The sequence below is a fragment of the Silanimonas sp. genome, assembly GCF_027530345.1.
In the GTDB taxonomy this organism is placed as follows: Bacteria; Pseudomonadota; Gammaproteobacteria; order Xanthomonadales; family Xanthomonadaceae; genus Silanimonas.
In genome coordinates this window covers 77068-94810 of sequence record NZ_JAPZQK010000008.1, presented here as the reverse complement: position 1 = coordinate 94810, position 17743 = coordinate 77068, and the positions used below count along the sequence as shown (strand labels likewise).

15 protein-coding genes and 1 other RNA gene are annotated in these 17743 nt (G+C 70.4%); all 16 read right to left on the bottom strand.

Annotated features, from left to right (window positions below; translation table 11 throughout):
- Positions 1-11: 11 nt before the first annotated feature.
- The 16 genes from ftsA to rnpB all read right to left on the bottom strand — a co-directional run bounded on the left by ftsA (position 12) and on the right by rnpB (position 17685).
- A complete protein-coding gene (ftsA, locus tag O9255_RS05040; RefSeq protein WP_297865751.1) occupies positions 12-1247 on the bottom strand; it encodes a cell division protein FtsA in 1236 nt (411 codons plus the stop codon).
- Entirely contained in the window at positions 1244-1981 is a 738-nt protein-coding gene (locus O9255_RS05035) for a cell division protein FtsQ/DivIB (protein WP_297865750.1), read from the bottom strand. The genes ftsA and O9255_RS05035 overlap by 4 nt, the downstream gene beginning before the upstream one ends.
- Positions 1978-2979 (bottom strand): D-alanine--D-alanine ligase, encoded by a 1002-nt coding sequence (locus O9255_RS05030; protein WP_297865749.1) that lies wholly within the window; start codon positions 2977-2979, stop codon positions 1978-1980. Before O9255_RS05030 ends, O9255_RS05035 begins: the two co-directional genes overlap by 4 nt.
- Positions 2976-4409 carry a UDP-N-acetylmuramate--L-alanine ligase gene (murC, locus tag O9255_RS05025; RefSeq protein ID WP_297865880.1) on the bottom strand — a complete coding sequence of 478 codons (1434 nt, stop codon included), beginning with the start codon at positions 4407-4409 and terminating at the stop codon, positions 2976-2978. The genes O9255_RS05030 and murC overlap by 4 nt, the downstream gene beginning before the upstream one ends.
- A complete protein-coding gene (gene murG / locus O9255_RS05020) occupies positions 4409-5476 on the bottom strand; it encodes an undecaprenyldiphospho-muramoylpentapeptide beta-N-acetylglucosaminyltransferase (RefSeq protein ID WP_345781360.1) in 1068 nt (355 codons plus the stop codon). The genes murC and murG overlap by 1 nt, the downstream gene beginning before the upstream one ends.
- Positions 5473-6804 carry a putative lipid II flippase FtsW gene (gene ftsW / locus O9255_RS05015; RefSeq protein WP_297865748.1) on the bottom strand — a complete coding sequence of 444 codons (1332 nt, stop codon included), beginning with the start codon at positions 6802-6804 and terminating at the stop codon, positions 5473-5475. Before ftsW ends, murG begins: the two co-directional genes overlap by 4 nt.
- Positions 6804-7880 (bottom strand): phospho-N-acetylmuramoyl-pentapeptide-transferase, encoded by a 1077-nt coding sequence (mraY, locus tag O9255_RS05010; RefSeq protein WP_297865747.1) that lies wholly within the window; start codon positions 7878-7880, stop codon positions 6804-6806. Before mraY ends, ftsW begins: the two co-directional genes overlap by 1 nt.
- Positions 7870-9234, bottom strand: coding sequence for a UDP-N-acetylmuramoyl-tripeptide--D-alanyl-D-alanine ligase (murF, locus tag O9255_RS05005; RefSeq protein ID WP_297865746.1), 1365 nt, complete (start codon positions 9232-9234; stop codon positions 7870-7872). The genes mraY and murF overlap by 11 nt, the downstream gene beginning before the upstream one ends.
- The gene (locus O9255_RS05000; protein WP_297865745.1) at positions 9231-10712 is read right to left on the bottom strand and encodes a UDP-N-acetylmuramoyl-L-alanyl-D-glutamate--2,6-diaminopimelate ligase; all 1482 of its coding nucleotides are present in this window, start codon (positions 10710-10712) and stop codon (positions 9231-9233) included. Before O9255_RS05000 ends, murF begins: the two co-directional genes overlap by 4 nt.
- Complete coding sequence (locus O9255_RS04995; protein ID WP_297865744.1) at positions 10709-12496, bottom strand: penicillin-binding protein 2; 1788 nt, start codon at positions 12494-12496, stop codon at positions 10709-10711. Before O9255_RS04995 ends, O9255_RS05000 begins: the two co-directional genes overlap by 4 nt.
- A complete protein-coding gene (gene ftsL, locus O9255_RS04990; RefSeq protein WP_297865879.1) occupies positions 12493-12756 on the bottom strand; it encodes a cell division protein FtsL in 264 nt (87 codons plus the stop codon). Before ftsL ends, O9255_RS04995 begins: the two co-directional genes overlap by 4 nt.
- Positions 12757-12758: 2 nt before the next feature.
- On the bottom strand, positions 12759-13715 hold the full coding sequence (gene rsmH, locus O9255_RS04985; RefSeq protein WP_297865743.1) for a 16S rRNA (cytosine(1402)-N(4))-methyltransferase RsmH: 957 nt from the start codon (positions 13713-13715) through the stop codon (positions 12759-12761).
- A gap of 5 nt (positions 13716-13720) precedes the next feature.
- Complete coding sequence (gene mraZ / locus O9255_RS04980) at positions 13721-14167, bottom strand: division/cell wall cluster transcriptional repressor MraZ (protein ID WP_297865742.1); 447 nt, start codon at positions 14165-14167, stop codon at positions 13721-13723.
- Between the two features lie 186 nt (positions 14168-14353).
- Positions 14354-16471 (bottom strand): S9 family peptidase, encoded by a 2118-nt coding sequence (locus O9255_RS04975; RefSeq protein ID WP_297865741.1) that lies wholly within the window; start codon positions 16469-16471, stop codon positions 14354-14356.
- Between the two features lie 100 nt (positions 16472-16571).
- The gene (locus O9255_RS04970; protein ID WP_297865740.1) at positions 16572-17303 is read right to left on the bottom strand and encodes a 2OG-Fe(II) oxygenase; all 732 of its coding nucleotides are present in this window, start codon (positions 17301-17303) and stop codon (positions 16572-16574) included.
- 12 nt (positions 17304-17315) lie between these two features.
- Positions 17316-17685: RNase P RNA component class A (rnpB, locus tag O9255_RS04965), an RNA gene on the bottom strand.
- Positions 17686-17743: the final 58 nt, after the last annotated feature.

The following is a 17743-nucleotide window of genomic DNA, read 5'->3' as shown; positions in this document are numbered from 1 at the left end:
GGGGCCGACGGTCAGAACGCGCCCCGGAACCAGTTCCGGAAGCGCGTGAAAGCGACGCCGGCCTTGCCGGCGTTGAGGCTGGGGCGGGGGCCCGCTTCGAGCGAGCGCCCCCAGAGCAGCAGGCCCACGCCGGTGGCGTGGACCGGGTTGTTGATGACTTCGCCGAGGCCGGTGACGTGCTGCGGGATGCCGACGCGCACGGGCATGTGCAGCATCTCTTCGGCGAGTTCGACCACGCCTTCCATGCGGGCGCTGCCGCCGGTGAGCACCATGCCGGCGCGCACCAGCTCCTCGTAGCCGGCGCGGCGGAGTTCCGCCTGCACCATCTCGAAGATCTCCTCGTAGCGGTTCTGCACCGCTTCAGCAAGCGCCTGCCGGGCGAGGCGGCGCGGCGCGCGGTCGCCGACGCTCGGGACTTGGATGGTCTCCTCGCGGCCGGCGAGCTGGGCCAGCGCGCAGGCGTAGCGCACCTTGATCTGCTCGGCCTCGGGCGTGGGCGTGCGCAGCAGGTGGGCGATGTCATTGGTGATCTGGTCGCCGGCGATCGGCAGGCAGGCCGAATGGCGGATGGCGCCCTGCACGAACACATTGATGTCGGTGGTGCCCGCACCGATGTCGACCAGCACCACGCCGAGCTCCTTCTCGTCGGCGGTGAGCACGGCGGTGCTCGAGGCCAGCGAGGACAGGATCAAGTCATCGACCGACAGGCCGCAGCGCTGGATGCACTTGCTGATGTTGGCGGCCGCGGCGGTGGCGCCGGTGATGAGGTGGGCGCGCACTTCGAGGCGCACGCCGGACATGCCGACCGGGTTGCGGATGCCTTCCTGCGAGCCGTCGACGATGTATTCCTGCGGGATGGCGTGGAGGATGCGCTGGTCGGCCGGCACGGCCACGGCGCGGGCGGCTTCGAGCACGCGGTCGAGGTCGGCGTAGCTGACTTCGCCCGAAGCGATCGGCACCACGCCGTTGGAATTGCGGCACTGGATGTGGCTGCCGGCGATCGAGGCGTAGACCGAGCGGATCTCGCAGCCGGCCATCACGTCGGCTTCCTCGATGGCGCGCTGGATCGACTGCACCGTGGATTCGATGTCGACGACGACGCCGCGGCGCATGCCGCGCGATTCGTGCGAACCGATGCCGATCACTTCGATCGGCTGGTCCGGGGCGTATTCACCGACGAGGGCCGTCACCTTGGAGGTGCCGATGTCGAGGCCGACGATGAGGGACTTGTCGCTCTTGCGGTTCATGCGTTGCTCGATGCAGGAGGCGCGGTGGGGGCCGCGGCGGGTTCACCCCAGGTCAGGGCGAAGCCATTGGTGTAGCGGAGGTCGGCGCGCTGCAGCACGCGGCCGGCCGGGTCGCGGCCCAGCGTGGGCAGCAGGCGGGCGAAGCGCGACAGGCGCGGCAGGGCATCGTTGCGGCCAAGCTCGACCTGCAGGCCGTCCACGGTGGTGAGCGACCAGCCGCCGCGCGCGGACAGGCGAAGTTCGCGGATGTCGCTGCCCACGCGGACCAGCACCGGGCGGGCTTCGCGGTGGAAGGCGATGACCTCGGCCACGCGGCCGTCGGCGGCGTCGAAGCGCGGCAGCGGCGTGGCGAGGCCGGCCGGGAGGACGAAGAGGCGGCCGTCGTCGGACAGCAGGCGATCCTCGCCCCAATGGGCGTAGGGGCGAAGCTCGGTGAGCCGCACTTCGAGGCGATCCGGCCAGCGCTTGCGCACATCGACAGCATCGACCCAGGGCAGCGCGGCGACCGACTGGCGGATGGCGACCGGATCGACGGCGAAGAAGCCGCCCTGCGCCATGGGGGCGATGGTCGAGCGCAGCGTGGCTTCGTCGACCAGCTTCAGCGGGGCTTGCAGGGCGAGCGTGCTGATCGGCCAGCGCTCGGCGCCGATCCAGCCGTTCACGACGGCCACCACCGGCATCGCCAGCAGCAGCAGCGCGAAGGTCCAGCCCAGCAGTCGCCACACGCGGGTCATGCGCGGCCGGCCTCCAGGGTCTGGGCAAGGATGGCGAGGCAGAGCTCTTCGAAGCCGATGCCCACTTCGCGCGCGGCCTTCGGCACCAGCGAATGGCTGGTCATGCCCGGCGCGGTGTTCACTTCCATCAGCAGGAAGCGGCCGTCGGCATGGCGCATCACGTCGACACGGCCCCAACCCGTGCAGCCCGCGGCGCGGAATCCCGCCAGCGCGAGCGCGCGGATGGCGGCTTCGTCATCGCCGTCGAGGCCCGGGCAGTGGTATTGCGTGTCGTCGCTGATGTATTTGGCGTGGTAGTCGTACCACTCGCCCGGCGGCACGATGCGCACCGAAGGCAGCGCGACGCCACCCAGGATGCCGACGGTGTACTCGCCGCCGGTGATCATCTGCTCGGCCAGCAGTTCGCCGGCATAGGTCGCAGCGAAAGCGATCGCCGGGGCGAGATCGGCCTCGCTCGCGATGCGGAACACGCCAACGCTCGAGCCTTCCGTCGAGGGCTTCACGAACACCGGCAGGCCCAGCGAACGCACGGCAGCCGCGAGGTCGGCGCCCGGGGCGATGCGGACGAAGCGCGCAGTCGGCAGGCCTTCGGCCATCCACACCTGCTTGGTGCGGATCTTGTCCATCGTCAGCGCGCTGCCGAGGACGCCCGGGCCGGTGTACGGCAGGCCGAGGGCCTCGAGGGCACCCTGCAGCACGCCGTTCTCACCGGCGCCGCCGTGCAGGATGTTGAACACCCTGTCGAACGGCAGGCGATCGAAGCGCTCGCCGCGGCCGAGTGCGGCAAGCAACGCGCCGAGACCGTCGACGCCATGGGCATCGACACCGCGCGCCTGCAGGGCGGCCAGCACGTTGGCGCCGGAGTTCAGCGAAACCTCGCGCTCCGCCGATTCACCGCCCATCAGCACGGCGACGCGACCGAACGCCTGCGGGGCGAGCGCAGCAACGCTCGCCTTCAGGGCGTCGACGGCGGCGCGGCTGGCGGCGTCGAGGCTCATGCACTCCGCTCCGGCAGGCCGCGGTCGGCCAGCTGCTGGGCCACGGCGCCGATGTCGCCGGCACCGAGCAGGATCACGAGGTCGTTCGGCTGCAGCACGTCGCCGAGCATCGCCGGCAGCTCTTTCGCCGTCCCGGCCAGCACCGGATCGACGCGGCCGCGGGTGCGGATCGCGCGGGCCAGCGACTTGGCGTCGGCGTTGGCGATCGGTGCTTCGCCGGCCGGGTAGACGTCGCAGAGCACGAGGCCATCGAGGTCGCTGAGCACCTTGGCGAAATCGTCGAAGAGATCGCGCGTTCGGCTGTATCGGTGCGGCTGGAAGCAGGCCACGAGGCGGCGATTCGGCCAGCCGCCACGCGCGGCGGCGAACACCGCGGCGAGCTCGGCAGGATGGTGGCCGTAGTCGTCGACCAGCAGCGCACTGCCGCCGTTCGGCAGCGCCATCTCGCCCTTGAGATTGAAGCGACGGCCCACGCCTTCGAACGCGGAAAGCGCGCGGGCGATGGCGTCGGCGGGCACGCCGAGCTGCCAGCCGATGGCGGCGGCGGCCAGCGCGTTCTGCACGTTGTGGCGGCCCGGCAGGTTCAGCGCCATCGGCATCGGCGCCTCGCCCGGCAGGTGCAGCAGGAAGTGCATCTGCTGGCCCTGCTGCGAGACCTCGCTGGCGCGCACGTCGGCGCTCTGGGCGAAGCCGTAGCGCAGCACGTGGCGCGGGGTGCGGGTGGCGAGCATCGCCACTTCCGGATCGTCGATGCACAGCACGGCGAGGCCGTAGAACGGCAGGCGGTGCAGGAATTCGTCGAAGGCCTGCTTCACGCGCTCGAAGTCGCCACCGTAGTTCTCGAGGTGGTCGGCATCGATGTTGGTGACAACGGCCACCAGCGGATTCAGGCGCAGGAAGCTGCCGTCGCTCTCGTCGGCCTCGGCCACCAGCCATTCGCTGCCGCCGAGCCGCGCGTTGGCACCGGCGGAGAGCAGCTTGCCGCCGATGACGAAGGTCGGGTCGAGCCCACCCTCGCTGAGCACGCTGGCCACCAGCGAGGTGGTCGTGGTCTTGCCGTGCGTGCCGGCGATCGCGATGCCGCGCTTGAAGCGCATCAGCTCGGCCAGCATCTCGGCGCGCGGCACCACCGGGATGCGGCGGGCGCGGGCTTCGATCAGTTCCGGGTTGTCGGCCTTGATGGCGCTCGACACCACCAGCGCATCGACGTCACCGACATGCTCGGCGCGGTGGCCGCGGTGGATCGCCGCGCCAAGCGAAGCGAGGCGCTGCGTCGTGGCGTTGTCGGCGTTGTCCGAGCCGGAGACGGCGTAGCCGAGCGTGAGCATCACTTCGGCGATGCCGCTCATGCCCACGCCGCCGATGCCGACGAAGTGCACGCGATTGAAGACGCGCGAAAGGTCACCAGGGTGTTTCAGGCGTCCGCGCATCATGCGTGGGCTTCCTCGTAGGCGATGTCAGCGACGCGCTCGGCCGCGCCCGGCAAGGCCAATTCGCGCGCGGCGCGGGCCATGTCGAGCAGGCGGCGACGGTCGCCGAGCAGGGGTTTCAGGAGGTCGGCGAGGTCCGCCGCCAGCGTGTCGGTCTGGCGCAACCACCGTGCCGCGCCGCCTTCGGCGAGGTACTCGGCGTTGCGCGCCTGGTGGTCGTCGACGGCGCCGGGGAATGGCACCAGCACGCTGGCCACGCCGGCGGCGCAGAGTTCGGCCAGCGTCGAGGCCCCGGCGCGGCTGATGACGAGATCGGCCCAGCCGTAGGCATCGGCCATGTCGGTGATGAAGGGCTCGATGCGCGCCTGCAGCTTCGATACGGCATAGGCGGCGCGCGCTTCATCGACCAGCTTCTCGCCGCACTGGTGACGGATCTCGAGGTTCATCCAGCCCGCCAAGGCCTTCGGTACCGCGAGGTTCAAGCCACGCGCGCCTTGGCTGCCGCCGAGGACGAGGATGCGGACGGGACCACTGCGGCCCTGCAGGCGTCGCACCGGATCGGGCAGCGCGGCGATCGCCTCGCGCACCGGGTTGCCCACCGCTTCCGCCGGCGGGGGGAAGGCGCCCGGGAACCCCGTGAGCACCTTGCGGGCGAAGCGCGCAAGCACGCGATTGGTCAGGCCCGGGGCGCGGTTCTGTTCGTGCACGATCAAGGGCAGGCCCAGCGTGCGCGCCGCCAGACCGCCGGGGCCACTGGCGAAACCGCCGAAGGCGAGCACCGCCTGCGGCTGCTGGGACTTCAGCAGCGCGCGCGCCTGCAGCACGGCGCGCGTCACGTTGAGCGGCGCGGCGAGCGCGGCGAGCGGGCCCTTGCCGCGCAGCGCGCCGATGCGGATGGCGTCGATCGCGAAGCCGCCTTGCGGCACCAGACGCTCCTCCATGCCTCCCGCTGAACCGATCCAGCGCACGTCGGCGCCACGCTCGCGCAGCACGCGGGCCACGGCCAAGGCCGGGAAGATGTGTCCGCCGGTGCCACCGGCCATGACGGTGAAGCGCGGTGCGCTCATCGCGGCCCCCCGATCACGGGCTCGATCCGCGCGGTGCCGCGAGCGGCGGCCATTGGCGCGGGCTTCGCGCGCGCCGCCACGGCCTGCGCCGCGACCAGCGCGGCCGGCAGGACGGTGTCGCCAGGCTCGTCGATGCCGCGCAACTCGCCACGCGCACGCTGCACCTGGCGCTCGGACCGGTCGAGCTCGTAGCTGACGCGCAGCAGCACACCGAGCATCGCGCAGGTCATCATCACGCTCGAGCCGCCGGAGCTGATCAGCGGCAGCGTCAGGCCCTTCGTCGGCAGCAGGCCGAGGTTCACGCCGATCGAGACGGTCGCCTGGATGCCGATCGACAAGCCAATGCCGAACGCGACGAGGCCGGCGAACTGGCGGCGCAGCGCCATGCAGCGCAGGCCCACCGAGAAGGCGCGCCACAGCAGCACGGCGTACAACGCCAGCACCGCGCAGACACCGAGGAAGCCGAGCTCTTCGGCCAGCACCGAGAAGATGAAGTCGGTGTGCACCTCGGGGAAGGCCTGCAGCTTCTGCACCGACGCGCCGAGGCCGACGCCATCGAAACCTCCGCGACCGATGGCGATGAGCGCTTGCACCAGCTGGTAGCCACCACCGAACGGATCCTCGAAGGGTTCGCGGAAGCTGGTGATGCGCGCCAGGCGGTAGGGTTCGAGCACGGCGATGCCGACGAACAGGACCACCACAGGCGCGCCCAGCAGCATCAGCTTGCCGAGCGGGGCACCGCCGAGGAAGATCATGCCGCCGACGATGGCGAGCAGCAGCGCCGAGGATCCGAAGTCCGGCTGCGCCAGCAGCAGCAACACCAGCAGGCCGACGATGCCGAGCGGCTTGATCAGGCTCGGCCAATGCGCCGCGATCTCGTCCTTGCGTCGCGCGAGGTAGCTCGCCGTCCAGATGATCAGCAGCAGCTTCACGGCCTCGACGGCCTGGAAGTTCAACACGACGAAATTCAGCCAGCGGCGCGCGCCGTTCACGCGCACGCCGAAGCCGGGGATGAACACCAGCAGCAGCGCGGCGAAACAGGCCAGCAAGGCGAGGCCCTGGTAGCGCTCGACCGTCTTCAGCTCGAGGTTCATCGCCACCCAGGCCAGCGTACCGCCGAGTGCCAGGGCGAACAGATGGCGCTGCACGAAGTAGAACTCGCCGACACCCATGACGTCGGCGAGGCCCAGCGAGGCCGAGGTCACCATGACGATGCCGACCACCACCAGCGACAGGACGGCGCCGATCAGCCAGCGGTCGTAGCGGCCCTCGATGGCGTCGAGGCGCGTGGCCTGGGCCGGGACGTCGATGGGCTTGGCCAACGTCATCAGCGCACCTTCAACGTCGCCAGTGCGACGAGGGCGAGCATCACCGAGATGATCCAGAAGCGCACGATCACGCGCGGCTCCGGCCAGCCCTTGAGCTCGAAGTGGTGGTGGATCGGCGCCATGCGGAAGATGCGTCGCCCGGTGAGCTTGAACGAGGCGACCTGCGCCATCACCGAGAGGGTCTCGATGACGAAGATGCCGCCGACGATCACCAGCACGATCTCCTGCCGGACGATGATGGCGATGCAGCCCAGCGTGGCGCCCAGCGCGAGCGCACCGACGTCGCCCATGAACACCATGGCGGGATAGGTGTTGAACCACAGGAAGCCGAGGCCCGCGCCGCCGATGGCCGCGCACAGGATGGCGAGTTCGCCGGCGCCGGGGATGCGCGGCATGCCGAGGTACTCGGCGAACACGGCGTTGCCAGAAGCGTAGGCGAACACGGCGAGCACGCCGGCCGTCAGCACCACCGGCATGATCGCCAGGCCATCGAGGCCGTCGGTGAGGTTGACGGCGTTCGAGAAGCCGACGATCCAGAAGTAGGCGACGACGATGAACATCGCGCCCAGCGGCAGCGCGAAGTTCTTCAGCAGCGGCAGGTAGAGCGTGGTGTTCGAGGGATGGTCGGCCGTCGCGAACAGCACCACCGCGGCGATCAGGCCGAACACCGACTGCAGCGCGTACTTGTGCCGCGACTTCAGGCCGTTCGGGTCGCGGCGGACGATCTTGATCCAGTCGTCCAACCAGCCGATCAGCGCGAACGAGAGCATCACCGCCAGCGCGATCCACACGTAGCGGTTCGAGAGGTCCGACCACAGCAGCGTGGAAAGGGTCACGGCCAGCAGGATCAGCGCACCGCCCATGGTCGGCGTTCCGGCCTTGCTGAAGTGGCTCTGCGGGCCGTCGGTGCGGATCGGCTGGCCGCCGCTCTTCAGTGCGCGCAGGCGTTCGATGACGAACGGCCCCATCCACAGCGACAGGGCCAGCGCGGTGCCGGCGCCGACGATCGCGCGCATGGTGATGAACTCGAACAGGCCGAACCCGGGCAACAGCCAACGGAGCAACTCAAGCAGCATTGGCGCCCTCCTTGGCCAGAACCCCGGCCACTACCACGTCCATCGCGCTCCCGCGCGAACCCTTCACCAGGCAACGCACGCCCGTGGCACCGGCGAGCGCCTCGCGCAACGCCTGCACGAGCGACTCGCGCGAATCGAAATGCCGGCCGCCCTCGCCGAAGGCGCGGCTGGTCTCGGCGGCGAGCGCGCCGATGGTCCAGACCTGCTTCAGGCCGGCCGCACGCGCCTGCCGACCGGCCTCGGCGTGCAGTGCCGGGCCCTCGGGGCCCAGCTCGCGCATGTCGCCGAGGACCAGCCACGCCCCGCCGCTCCCGGCCAGCGTGGCGATGGCTGCGGCGAGCGAACCCGGGTTCGCGTTGTAGCTGTCGTCCACGAGCACGTTGCCGTTCGCCAGTGCGTGAGCAACCTGACGGCCCTTGACCGGTTCGGCACCCTGCAGGCCGGCGACGATCGCCTCGAAGCCGGCACCGGCGGCCAGCGCCATCGCTGCGGCGGCCAGCGCGTTCGCCACGGCGTGGCGGCCCGGCAGGGGCAGGTGGATGTCGGCCCGGCCAGCCGGAGTGACGAGGACGAAGCGGCTGCCGGTGCCGTCGAGACGGACCTCGCGAGCCCGCACGTCGGCATCGTTTTCCATGCCATAGCGCAGCACGCGGCGATGGCCGATGCGCTGCATGAAGTAGGGCGCGAAGGCGTCGTCAGCGTTGACTACAGCGATGCCGTCATCCGGCAGCGCTTCGTAGATCGCTCCCTTGGTCTCGGCGATGCCGTGCAGGCTGCCGAGGCGCTCGATGTGCGCGGCGGCGATGTTGTTCACCAAGGCCACGTTCGGCGCCACGATGCTGCAGAGATAGGCGATGTCGCCCGGCTTGCCCGCGCCCATCTCGTAGACGGCGAACTGCGCGTCTTCCGGCGCGCCGATGACGGCGAGCGGCAGGCCGATCTCGTTGTTGAGGTTGCCCGGGTTCACGTGGGCGCGGCCGGCACGGGCGAGGATGCCGTGCAGCAGCGTCTTCACCGAGGTCTTGCCGTTGCTGCCGGTGAGCGCCAGCACCACGGCCGGGCGGCCCTGCTGCAGGCCGGCGGCGAGTTCGCCCAGCGCCTCTTCGGTATCGGCGACGTGCACCTGCGGCAGCGCGGTCTCGACGGGGCGGCTCACCATCACCGCGGCGGCGCCGGCGGCTTCGGCCTGGGCGACGAAATCATGGGCGTCGAAACGCTCGCCACGCAGCGCGACGAACAGCGCGCCCGGCGCGATGGCGCGGGTGTCCGTGGAGATGGCCGCGACGGTCGTGTCCTCGCCGATGAGCCGGCCTTCGGTCCAGCGGGCGACGTCGGAGAGCGCGATCGGCCTCATGCACAGGCCTCCAGCGCAGCGCGGGCTTCCGCCACGTCGTCGAACGCGTGCTTGACGCCGGCGATCTCCTGGTAGGGCTCGTGCCCCTTGCCGGCCAGCAGCACCACGTCGCCCGGGCCGGCGGCGCCGACCGCGGCGCGGATCGCCGCACGACGGTCACGCACCACCGTGTGGCGTTCCGGCACGCGGAAGCCGGCGAGGATGTCGGCGACGATGGCATCGCCATCCTCGCCCCGCGGGTTGTCGTCGGTGACGGTGACGCGGTCGGCGTGGGCCTCCGCGATGGCGGCCATCTGCGGGCGCTTGCCGCGGTCGCGTTCGCCACCGCAGCCGAACACGCAGGCGAGCGCGCCGTGCACGTGACCGCGCAGCGAGAGCAGCGCCTGCTGCAGCGCGTCCGGCGTGTGCGCGTAATCGACCACCACCAGCGGCTTCGCGCCGCCGCCGAGACGGGTCATGCGCCCGTGCACGGGTTCGAGCGTCGGCAGCACCGCCGCGACGGCTTCGAACGCGACGCCGAGGGCGCGCAGCGCACCGGCCACCGCCAGCAGGTTGTCGGCGTTGAAGCGCCCGAGCAGCGGCGAGGTGATCGTGGCGCGCGCGCGGCCCTCGACGAGATCGAAGCGAAGGCCATCGGCAGTCAGGGCAAGGCCCTCGGCCCGCAGGCGCGCCGCGGCATCGCCGTTCGCCGAGACCGTCCAGCGGATCGCCTCGGGCAGGCGTGCGGCGAGCGAACGGCCAAAGGCATCGTCGATGTTGACCACCGCGCCTTGCAGCGTCGGCCACGCGAACAGCTTGGCCTTGGCCTCGCCGTAGGCGTCCATCGTGCCGTGGTAGTCGAGGTGGTCGCGGGTGAGGTTCGAGAACACCGCCACTTCGAAGCGCACGCCATCGACGCGCCCCTGGTCGAGCGCATGCGAGCTCACTTCCATCGCCACGGCGCGCGCGCCGTCGTCGCGGAGCTGGGCCAGCAGGCCATGGACGCTGAGCACGTCGGGCGTGGTGCGCTCGCCTTCGACAATGCGGCCGACGCGGCCGGCGCCCAGCGTGCCGATGGTGCCGGCGGGCATGCCGAGGCGTTCCAGGGCCTGCGCGATCAGCTGCACCGTCGAAGTCTTGCCATTCGTGCCGGTCACGCCGACCACGCGAATCGCGGCGGACGGCTCGCCCGCCACGCGATCGGCGAGCGCGCCCAGCGCGGCGCGCAGGCCCGGAACGGCGATCGCGCGGGCCGCGGCGGCACCTTCCAGCACCACGTCGGCCGGCGCTTCGCCGTCATGCAGGATCGCGGCCGCGCCCTTCGCCAGCACGTCGGCGGCATGGCGCAGGCCGTGCGTGCTCGCACCGGCAAGGGCGACGAAAACATCACCACCGACCACACGACGGCTGTCTGCGACGAGCCGCGGCACGGCCACGTCCAGCGCGGCCGGGACGTCGACGAGCCCGGCCAGCAGGTCGGCGAGGCGAAGCGCGCTCACGGCTGCACCCCCGCGGCCGGCTCGGCGGTGGCCGGTGCATCGAGCGGCACGAGACCGTCGGTGCCGATTTCCTGAGTGGCGTCCTCGGGTGCCGTGGCGAACCAGCCGCGCACGTTGTCCGGCGGCACGTCCATCAGGCGCAACGCGCCGTCCATTACGCTGTGGAACACCGGGGCCGCCACGGCACCGCCGTAGTAGGCACCGGCGCTCGGGTCGTGGATGGCGACCACCATGGCGAAGCGCGGCTGCCGTACCGGCACGATGCCCGCGAACATCGAAACGTAGCGCTTCTCATAACCACCGGCGACCGAGCGCCGCGTGGTGCCCGACTTGCCCGCCACGCGGTAGCCGGCGACAGCGGCGGTCGTCGCGGTACCGCCGGGCGCCACCACGGTTTCGAGCATGCCGACGACGCTGCGCGCGATCTGCGGGTCGATCACCTGCCGGCCGTTGCCCTGCGCGACGTTGCCGCCACGCACGAAGGTCGGCGCCAGCAGGCGACCGCCGTTGCCAAGCGCGGCATAGCCTTGCGCTACCTGCAGCGGCGTCACCGAGATGCCGTAACCGTAGGAGATGGTGGCCTTCTCCACCTCGCCCCAGCCGCCCGGCGCTTCGAGCCGGCCGCCCGCTTCGCCGGGGAAGCCGCTGTTGGTGGTCTGGGCGAAGCCGAAGCGGTTGAGCACGTCGTAGAAGTGCTCGTTGCTCATCTCCAGCGCCAGCTTGGTCGAGGCGATGTTCGAACTCTTCTGCAGCAGCCGCGCCATGTCGACCATGCCGAAATTGCGCACGTCGCGGATGGTGTGGTTGTGCAGCGGGAAGAAGCCCGGATTGGTGTCGATCTGGCGCGTCGGATCGGCGCCGTTCTCCATCGCCGCGGCGACGGTGAACGCCTTGATGACCGAGCCGGGCTCGACGAGGTCGGTCACCGCACGGTTGCGGCGCGCCGACTCCTGCCCCGGCGCACGGGCATTCGGGTTGTAGCTCGGCTGGTTGACCATGGCGATCACCTCGCCGGTCGGGATGTCGAGCACCACGACCGAGCCGCTCTGCGCGCCGTGCAGGGTGAGCGCGGCCTTCAGTTCGCGATAGGCGAGGTACTGCACGCGACGGTCGATCGAGAGCACGAGGTCGCGGCCGGGCTCGGCGGGGCGCAGCAGATCGACGTCGTCGATGACCTGCCCCTGGCGATTGCGGATCACCCGCTTGCTGCCCGGCCTGCCGGTGAGCCACGGGTCGAAGGCGAGCTCGAGGCCTTCCTGGCCACGGTCATCGATATTGGTGCTGCCCAGCACGTGCGCCAGCACTTCGCCATGCGGGTAGAAGCGGCGGAACTCGCGCTGCTCGTGCACACCGGGAATGCCCAGCGCGACGACGGCCGCGGCGGCATCGGGATTCATATGCCGGCGCAGGTAAACGAACTCGCGGTCGGCGCGCTCGCCGAGGCGGCGCGCGAGCTCGCGGCGCGGCAAGCCGAGGGCCTTCGCGAGGTCGCCGAGTCGTTCCGAGTGCTGCAGCGTCTCCTTCGGATTCGCCCACACCGAAGCCACCGGCGACGAGGCGGCCAGCGTCTCGCCGCTGCGGTCGAGGATGCTGCCGCGCGAGGCCATGATCGGCACATCGCGCACGAAGCGGGCATCGCCCTGCTGCTGGTAGAACTCCGGGCTCAGCAGCTGCAGCCACGCAGCGCGCGCGGCGATGGCAAAGCCGCAGGCGCCCAGCACCGCGGCGAGGAACAGCAGGCGGCCGCGCGGGTCGAAGGTGTTGGGCTTCACGCGCGGGCTCATGGCTGCACCACCACCACGTCCGCGCCTTCTGGGAACTTCATGCCGAGCTTCGACGTCGCGATCTGCTCGACGCGGTTCGTCTCGGACCAGGTGGCCTGCTCGATCTGCAGCCGGCCGAATTCGATGTTGAGTTCGTCGCGCTCGTTCTCGGCCTTCGAGAGCGCGATGAAGGCTTCTCGGTGCTGGTGGCGCGTGAGCACGACGGCGATCGCGCTGGTGGCGACCAGGCCGAGCAACAGGAGCAGCACGAAGGCGCGCAGGCTCATGCCGCCACCCCCGGCACCGCGAGTTTCTCGGCGACCCGCAGCACCGCGCTGCGGGAGCGCGGGTTCGCGGCGAGCTCGGTCTCGTCGGCCTTGATCGCGCCAGAGACGTCGCGCAGGCGCGGCGTGAACGCCACTTCGACCACGGCACGACGATTCGACGGCGGCGCCTTCGCCCGCTCGTTGATGAACTGCTTGGTGATGCGGTCTTCCAGCGAATGGAAGCTGATGACCGCGAGACGGCCACCCACCTTCAGCGCCCGCTCCGCGGCTTCGAGCCCAACGATGAGGTCGTCGAGCTCGGCATTCACATGGATGCGGATCGCCTGGAAGCTGCGCGTGGCGGGGTGCGTCTTGCCGTCGCCGCGACCGAGCAGCTTGGCGATGACGTCGGCGAGGTCGCCCGTGCGCTCGAACAGGCGCTCCGCGCGACGCGCAACGATGGCCTTGGCGATGCGCCGGCTCTGGCGCTCCTCGCCGTGCACCCACAGTACGCGGGCGATCTCGGCTTCATCGGCGGTGTTGACGAACTCGGCGGCGCTCATCCCCTGCGTCGGGTCCATGCGCATGTCGAGCGGGCCGTCGTTGCGGAAGCTGAAGCCGCGCGCGGCCTCGTCGAGCTGGGGCGAGGACACGCCAAGGTCGAACAGAACGCCGTCGAGGCCACCAGCCGCCTCCGGCCATTCGCCCAGCGTCGCGAAGCTCGCCTGCCGAACGCGCACGCGGGCGTCGTCAGCGGCCAGCGCGTTGGCGACGCGGATCGCCTCGGGGTCCTTGTCCATCACCAACAGGCGGCCTTCCGGCCCGAGCTGCGCGAGCACGCCGCGCGCATGACCGCCGCGCCCGAAGGTGCCATCGAGGTAGGTTCCCGACGGCTTGACGGCGAGGCCGTCCAGCACCGGCGCCCAGAGCACCGGCACATGTTGCGAAGGCGGTGCGGCGGACGCGCTGGCCATCGGCACTAGAGCCGCAAGTCCTGCATCGCCGCACTGACGCCGGCCGACCCGATGGTCTGCCGCATCAGCGCGAGATGCGCCTGCTCGCTCCACAGCTCCAGCCGTCCGCCCATGCCCATCAGCACGGCCTTCTTTTCGAGACCGGCAGTCGTCCGCATCGACGGCGGCAGCAGCACGCGGCCGGCGGAATCCGGCTCCAGCGGCGTGGCAGCACCGACGAGCATGCGCTGAAGCACGCGGTGCTCCGGCACGAAGGGCGACAGCGCGACGATCTGGTCGCGCACGGCCTGCCAGCCGGCTTCGGGGTAGAGGTAGAGCGAGCCCTGGTCGAAGGGGTTGTAGGTGAGCACGAGGCGGTTGCCGCATTCACGCGCGACGACATCGCGGAAGGCGACCGGAATCGCCAGCCGCCCCTTGTCGTCAATCGTGATGGCCGTCTCGCCCTGGAACATGCCCGTCGGTGGATCCCCACCTTCTCCCACAAAAAACCAGAAATTCCCTCAGGCACCCACGGTAGGCCCGCGTCAGGGGAGTGTCAATGACTTTTTGGAGGCAAATTCGCTTGGCGGATCAATCGCTTACGCCATACTTCAAGTGTTACTTGAAGTATTTATCCACAGCCGTTGTTTTACTTGGATTCACTCCTCGGCGGGCTGCCGGTAGCGCTCGAACCACGCCAGGATGTTGTCGATCTTGGCGATGAACTGGCTGGGGCGTCCCGTCAGCCCATGAGACGCCTCCGGCACCCGGACCATGGCGGTGGGCACCCCCCGCAGGCGCAGCGCCTGGAAGTACTGCTCGGTCTCGCCCATCGGGGTGCGGTAGTCGGCCTCGCCGGTGAGGAGCATCGTCGGGGTCTTCACATTGCCCACCAAGGACAGCGGGGAGCGGGCCCAGTAGTCGGCCTGCGAATCCCACGGGAAACCCTTGAACCAGTGGCGGTGGAAGTACGGCGTCATGTCCGCCGTGAGCACGAAGCTGGTCCAGTTGATGACCGGCTTGGCGACGACCGCCGCGCGGAAGCGGTCGGTCTTGCCGACGATCCACGCGGTGAGCACGCCGCCGCCCGAGCCGCCGGTGACGAACAGATTCTTCGTATCGATGAAGCCGCGCGCGATCAGCGCATCCACGCCCGACATCAGGTCGTCGTAGTCGAAGCCCGGGTACGCGAGGTGGATGCTGTTGGCGAATTCCTCGCCGTAGCTCGTGCTGCCGCGCGGGTTGGCGTAGAGCACGACGTAGCCGACCGCCGCGAAGCGCTGCACTTCCACGCTGAAGACGGGGCCGTAGGCCGTGTGCGGGCCGCCGTGGATCTCGAGCAGCAGCGGGTAGCGCTTCGACGGATCGAAACCGGGCGGCGTGACCAGCCAGCCCTCGATCTCTTTTCCATCATGCGAGGAGGCCCAGGTGATCGTCTCGACCTGGCCGAGCGTCTTGTGTGCGAAGAGATCCTCGTTGATGGCGGTCAGCGCGCGCACGCGGCCGCGCGCGTCGCTGACGGCCACGTCGCCGGGCCGCGAGGTCGAGGCCTGCACGAAGGCGAAACGGCCGTCGCGCGAGACCGAAAACCCGCCGCCGGTGTACGGGCGGCCGACGTCGCTGGCGCCGAGCGGCGAAGCGATCACGTCAAGCGTGCCATCCATCGCGATGCGCGCGAGCTTGCGCACGCCGCGCTGGTCGAAGGCCACGTAAAGGTTCCGGCCGTCCGCCGACCAGGTCGGCTGCTCGAAATCGAGATCGTGCTCGTCGGTCAGGTCGCGCACGTTACCGCCGTCCGCATCCATCACGTACAGCCGGTGGTGCTGGTGACTGACGCGGCGATCATCGAAGCCGAGGTAAGCGATGCGCGTCCCGTCCGGCGACACGGCCGGGTTCACGTCCGGGCCGTCGCGGCGCGTCAGCGTGCGCAGCGCGCCACTGGCGACGTCGATGGCGTGGATCTCCGAATCCAGCGGCGCCTGTTCGCGGTCATCGCGGCGATTCGCCGAGACGTAGAGAATGCGGCCGTCCGGCGAGAACGCCAGCGGGCCACCATGGTCGGCGTCACCCGAGGTCAGGGCGCGCGGCGTGCCGCCCTCGGCCGGCACGATGAACACGTGCGTGCTGCCGCTGCGCAGCGTGCCTTCGCCGTCCATGCGGAACACGGCACGATCCACGACCGTCACCGGATCGGCCCACTCCGCGCCCTCGGGCTTGGCCGGCGGCGTGGCCATCGTCGCCGGCGGGGCCGGCACGAAGGCGGTGAACGCGAGCTGCGTGCCATCCGGCGACCACGTGAGGTCTCCCGGTGCTTCGACGAGGTCGGTGATGCGCGCGGTCTGCCCGCTGTCCATCCAGCGCACGAAGACCTGCGGCTTGCCGTCGGTGTTGGAGATGAAGGCAAGGCGCGTGCCGTCCGGCGACCAGCGCGGCGAGCGGTGGCTGTCGCCGTCGGAGCGCAGCGGGCGATGCGCGGAACGTCCGCCCTCGGCATCGACGATCCACAGGTTGGCGACCGGCCGGTCCTTCATCACGTCGTAGCGCGTGCGCACGTAGACGATGCGGCGACCGTCCGGCGAGATCTGCGCATCACCGGCGGTTTCCAGCGCGAAGAGATCGGTGCTTTCGAAACGCGCGCTGTTCGAGATCGTCGCGGGCGTCGGGTCCCCGATGGCAGAGGCCGGCGAAGGCGGGGCCGCATGCAGTGGCGCGGCGAGCACCAGCGTGAGGGCGAGCGCGAGGACGCGCGGGAACGGCGACAACGGGCGAAGCGACATGGGCGAGCGTCCTGGCGGCGAGTGCACCCGCAAGGGTGGCCGCCACGGCCTCGCTTGGCAAACCGCAGTGCAGCGCGACGCCCTGGCGCGTCGCCGGGACTCAGTCGAGGTGCAGGCCCTTGTAGCGCGTGTTGTGCGGGTCACGGATCTCGTCGGCCGGACGCTCGGCCGTGTAGTAGTAGGCCGCGATCGACCGCCGATACACGCCATCGGGGCAAGCCAAGGGCCGCGGATGGCCGTGGAAGGTGTCGCTACGCGTGTTGAACACGACCGCGCGGTTCATCAGCGGCGCGATGCGGCGCACGCAAGCTTTGGCATCGGTGTCCCACAGCTCGAGGTCACTGCCCCAAGCCGTGTCCCAGCCGGGATTGAGGTAGATGAGCAGGTTGATGCGACGGTGCAGCTTGAGCGCCGGATGCCAGTTGAAGTCGGCATGGATGCCCAGCAGGTCGCCGGGGCGGCTCAGGTGGATGCCACCCCCCAGCATGTGCGGGTCGGGAATCAGCCCCTCGATGCCCGTCAGCACTTCGAGGAATTCGATGAAGGGCGCGGTGTTGAGCTCCTGCAGCGTGCGGCGCACCAGCAGCGGCAACAACTGCTCCTTCGAGGTCGCGATCTTCTTCTCGAAGCCTTCGTAGCCGTAGTGGTCCCAACCCACCGGGTCTTCAGGCCGCGGGAACTCGCGCGCCAGCGCCTCCGCGGCTTCCGGGCGCAGGAACCCGTCGAACACCGCATGCGGATAGGGGTCGGCCGCGGCGTACTCCACCGCGCGCGCCTTGGCCAAGGCCGCGAGGGCGGCCGGGTCGAACACGTAATCCACGCCTGCATCCATCGATGAAGAGGGTGACGGAGCCGGCCGATAAGCCGGGTTCTGTAAGCACCGTTGCCGGTGCCGGCAGCCATTCCTCTCGGCCCCACCTCGCGATGGGGCTCCAGCAACCTACCCGGGTGCGGGCCGGGCCAACCCAATGCACCCCTATTTGGTCTTGCTCCGAGTGGGGTTTGCCGTGCCCTGCGGCGTTGGCCCCGCAGGCGGTGGGCTCTTACCCCACCGTTTCACCCTGACCACGCACCCTTGCGGGCCGTTCGGCGGTCTATTCTCTGTTGCACTTTCCGTCGGCTCGCGCCGCCCAGGCGTTACCTGGCACTCTGCCCTGTGGAGCCCGGACTTTCCTCGGCGGGATTGCTCCCGACGCGACTGCCTGGCCGACTCCGTCAGGGCGCAGTGTACGCGCCGAGCGCGGCCCGAAACGGAACGGGCGCTGTCGCGAC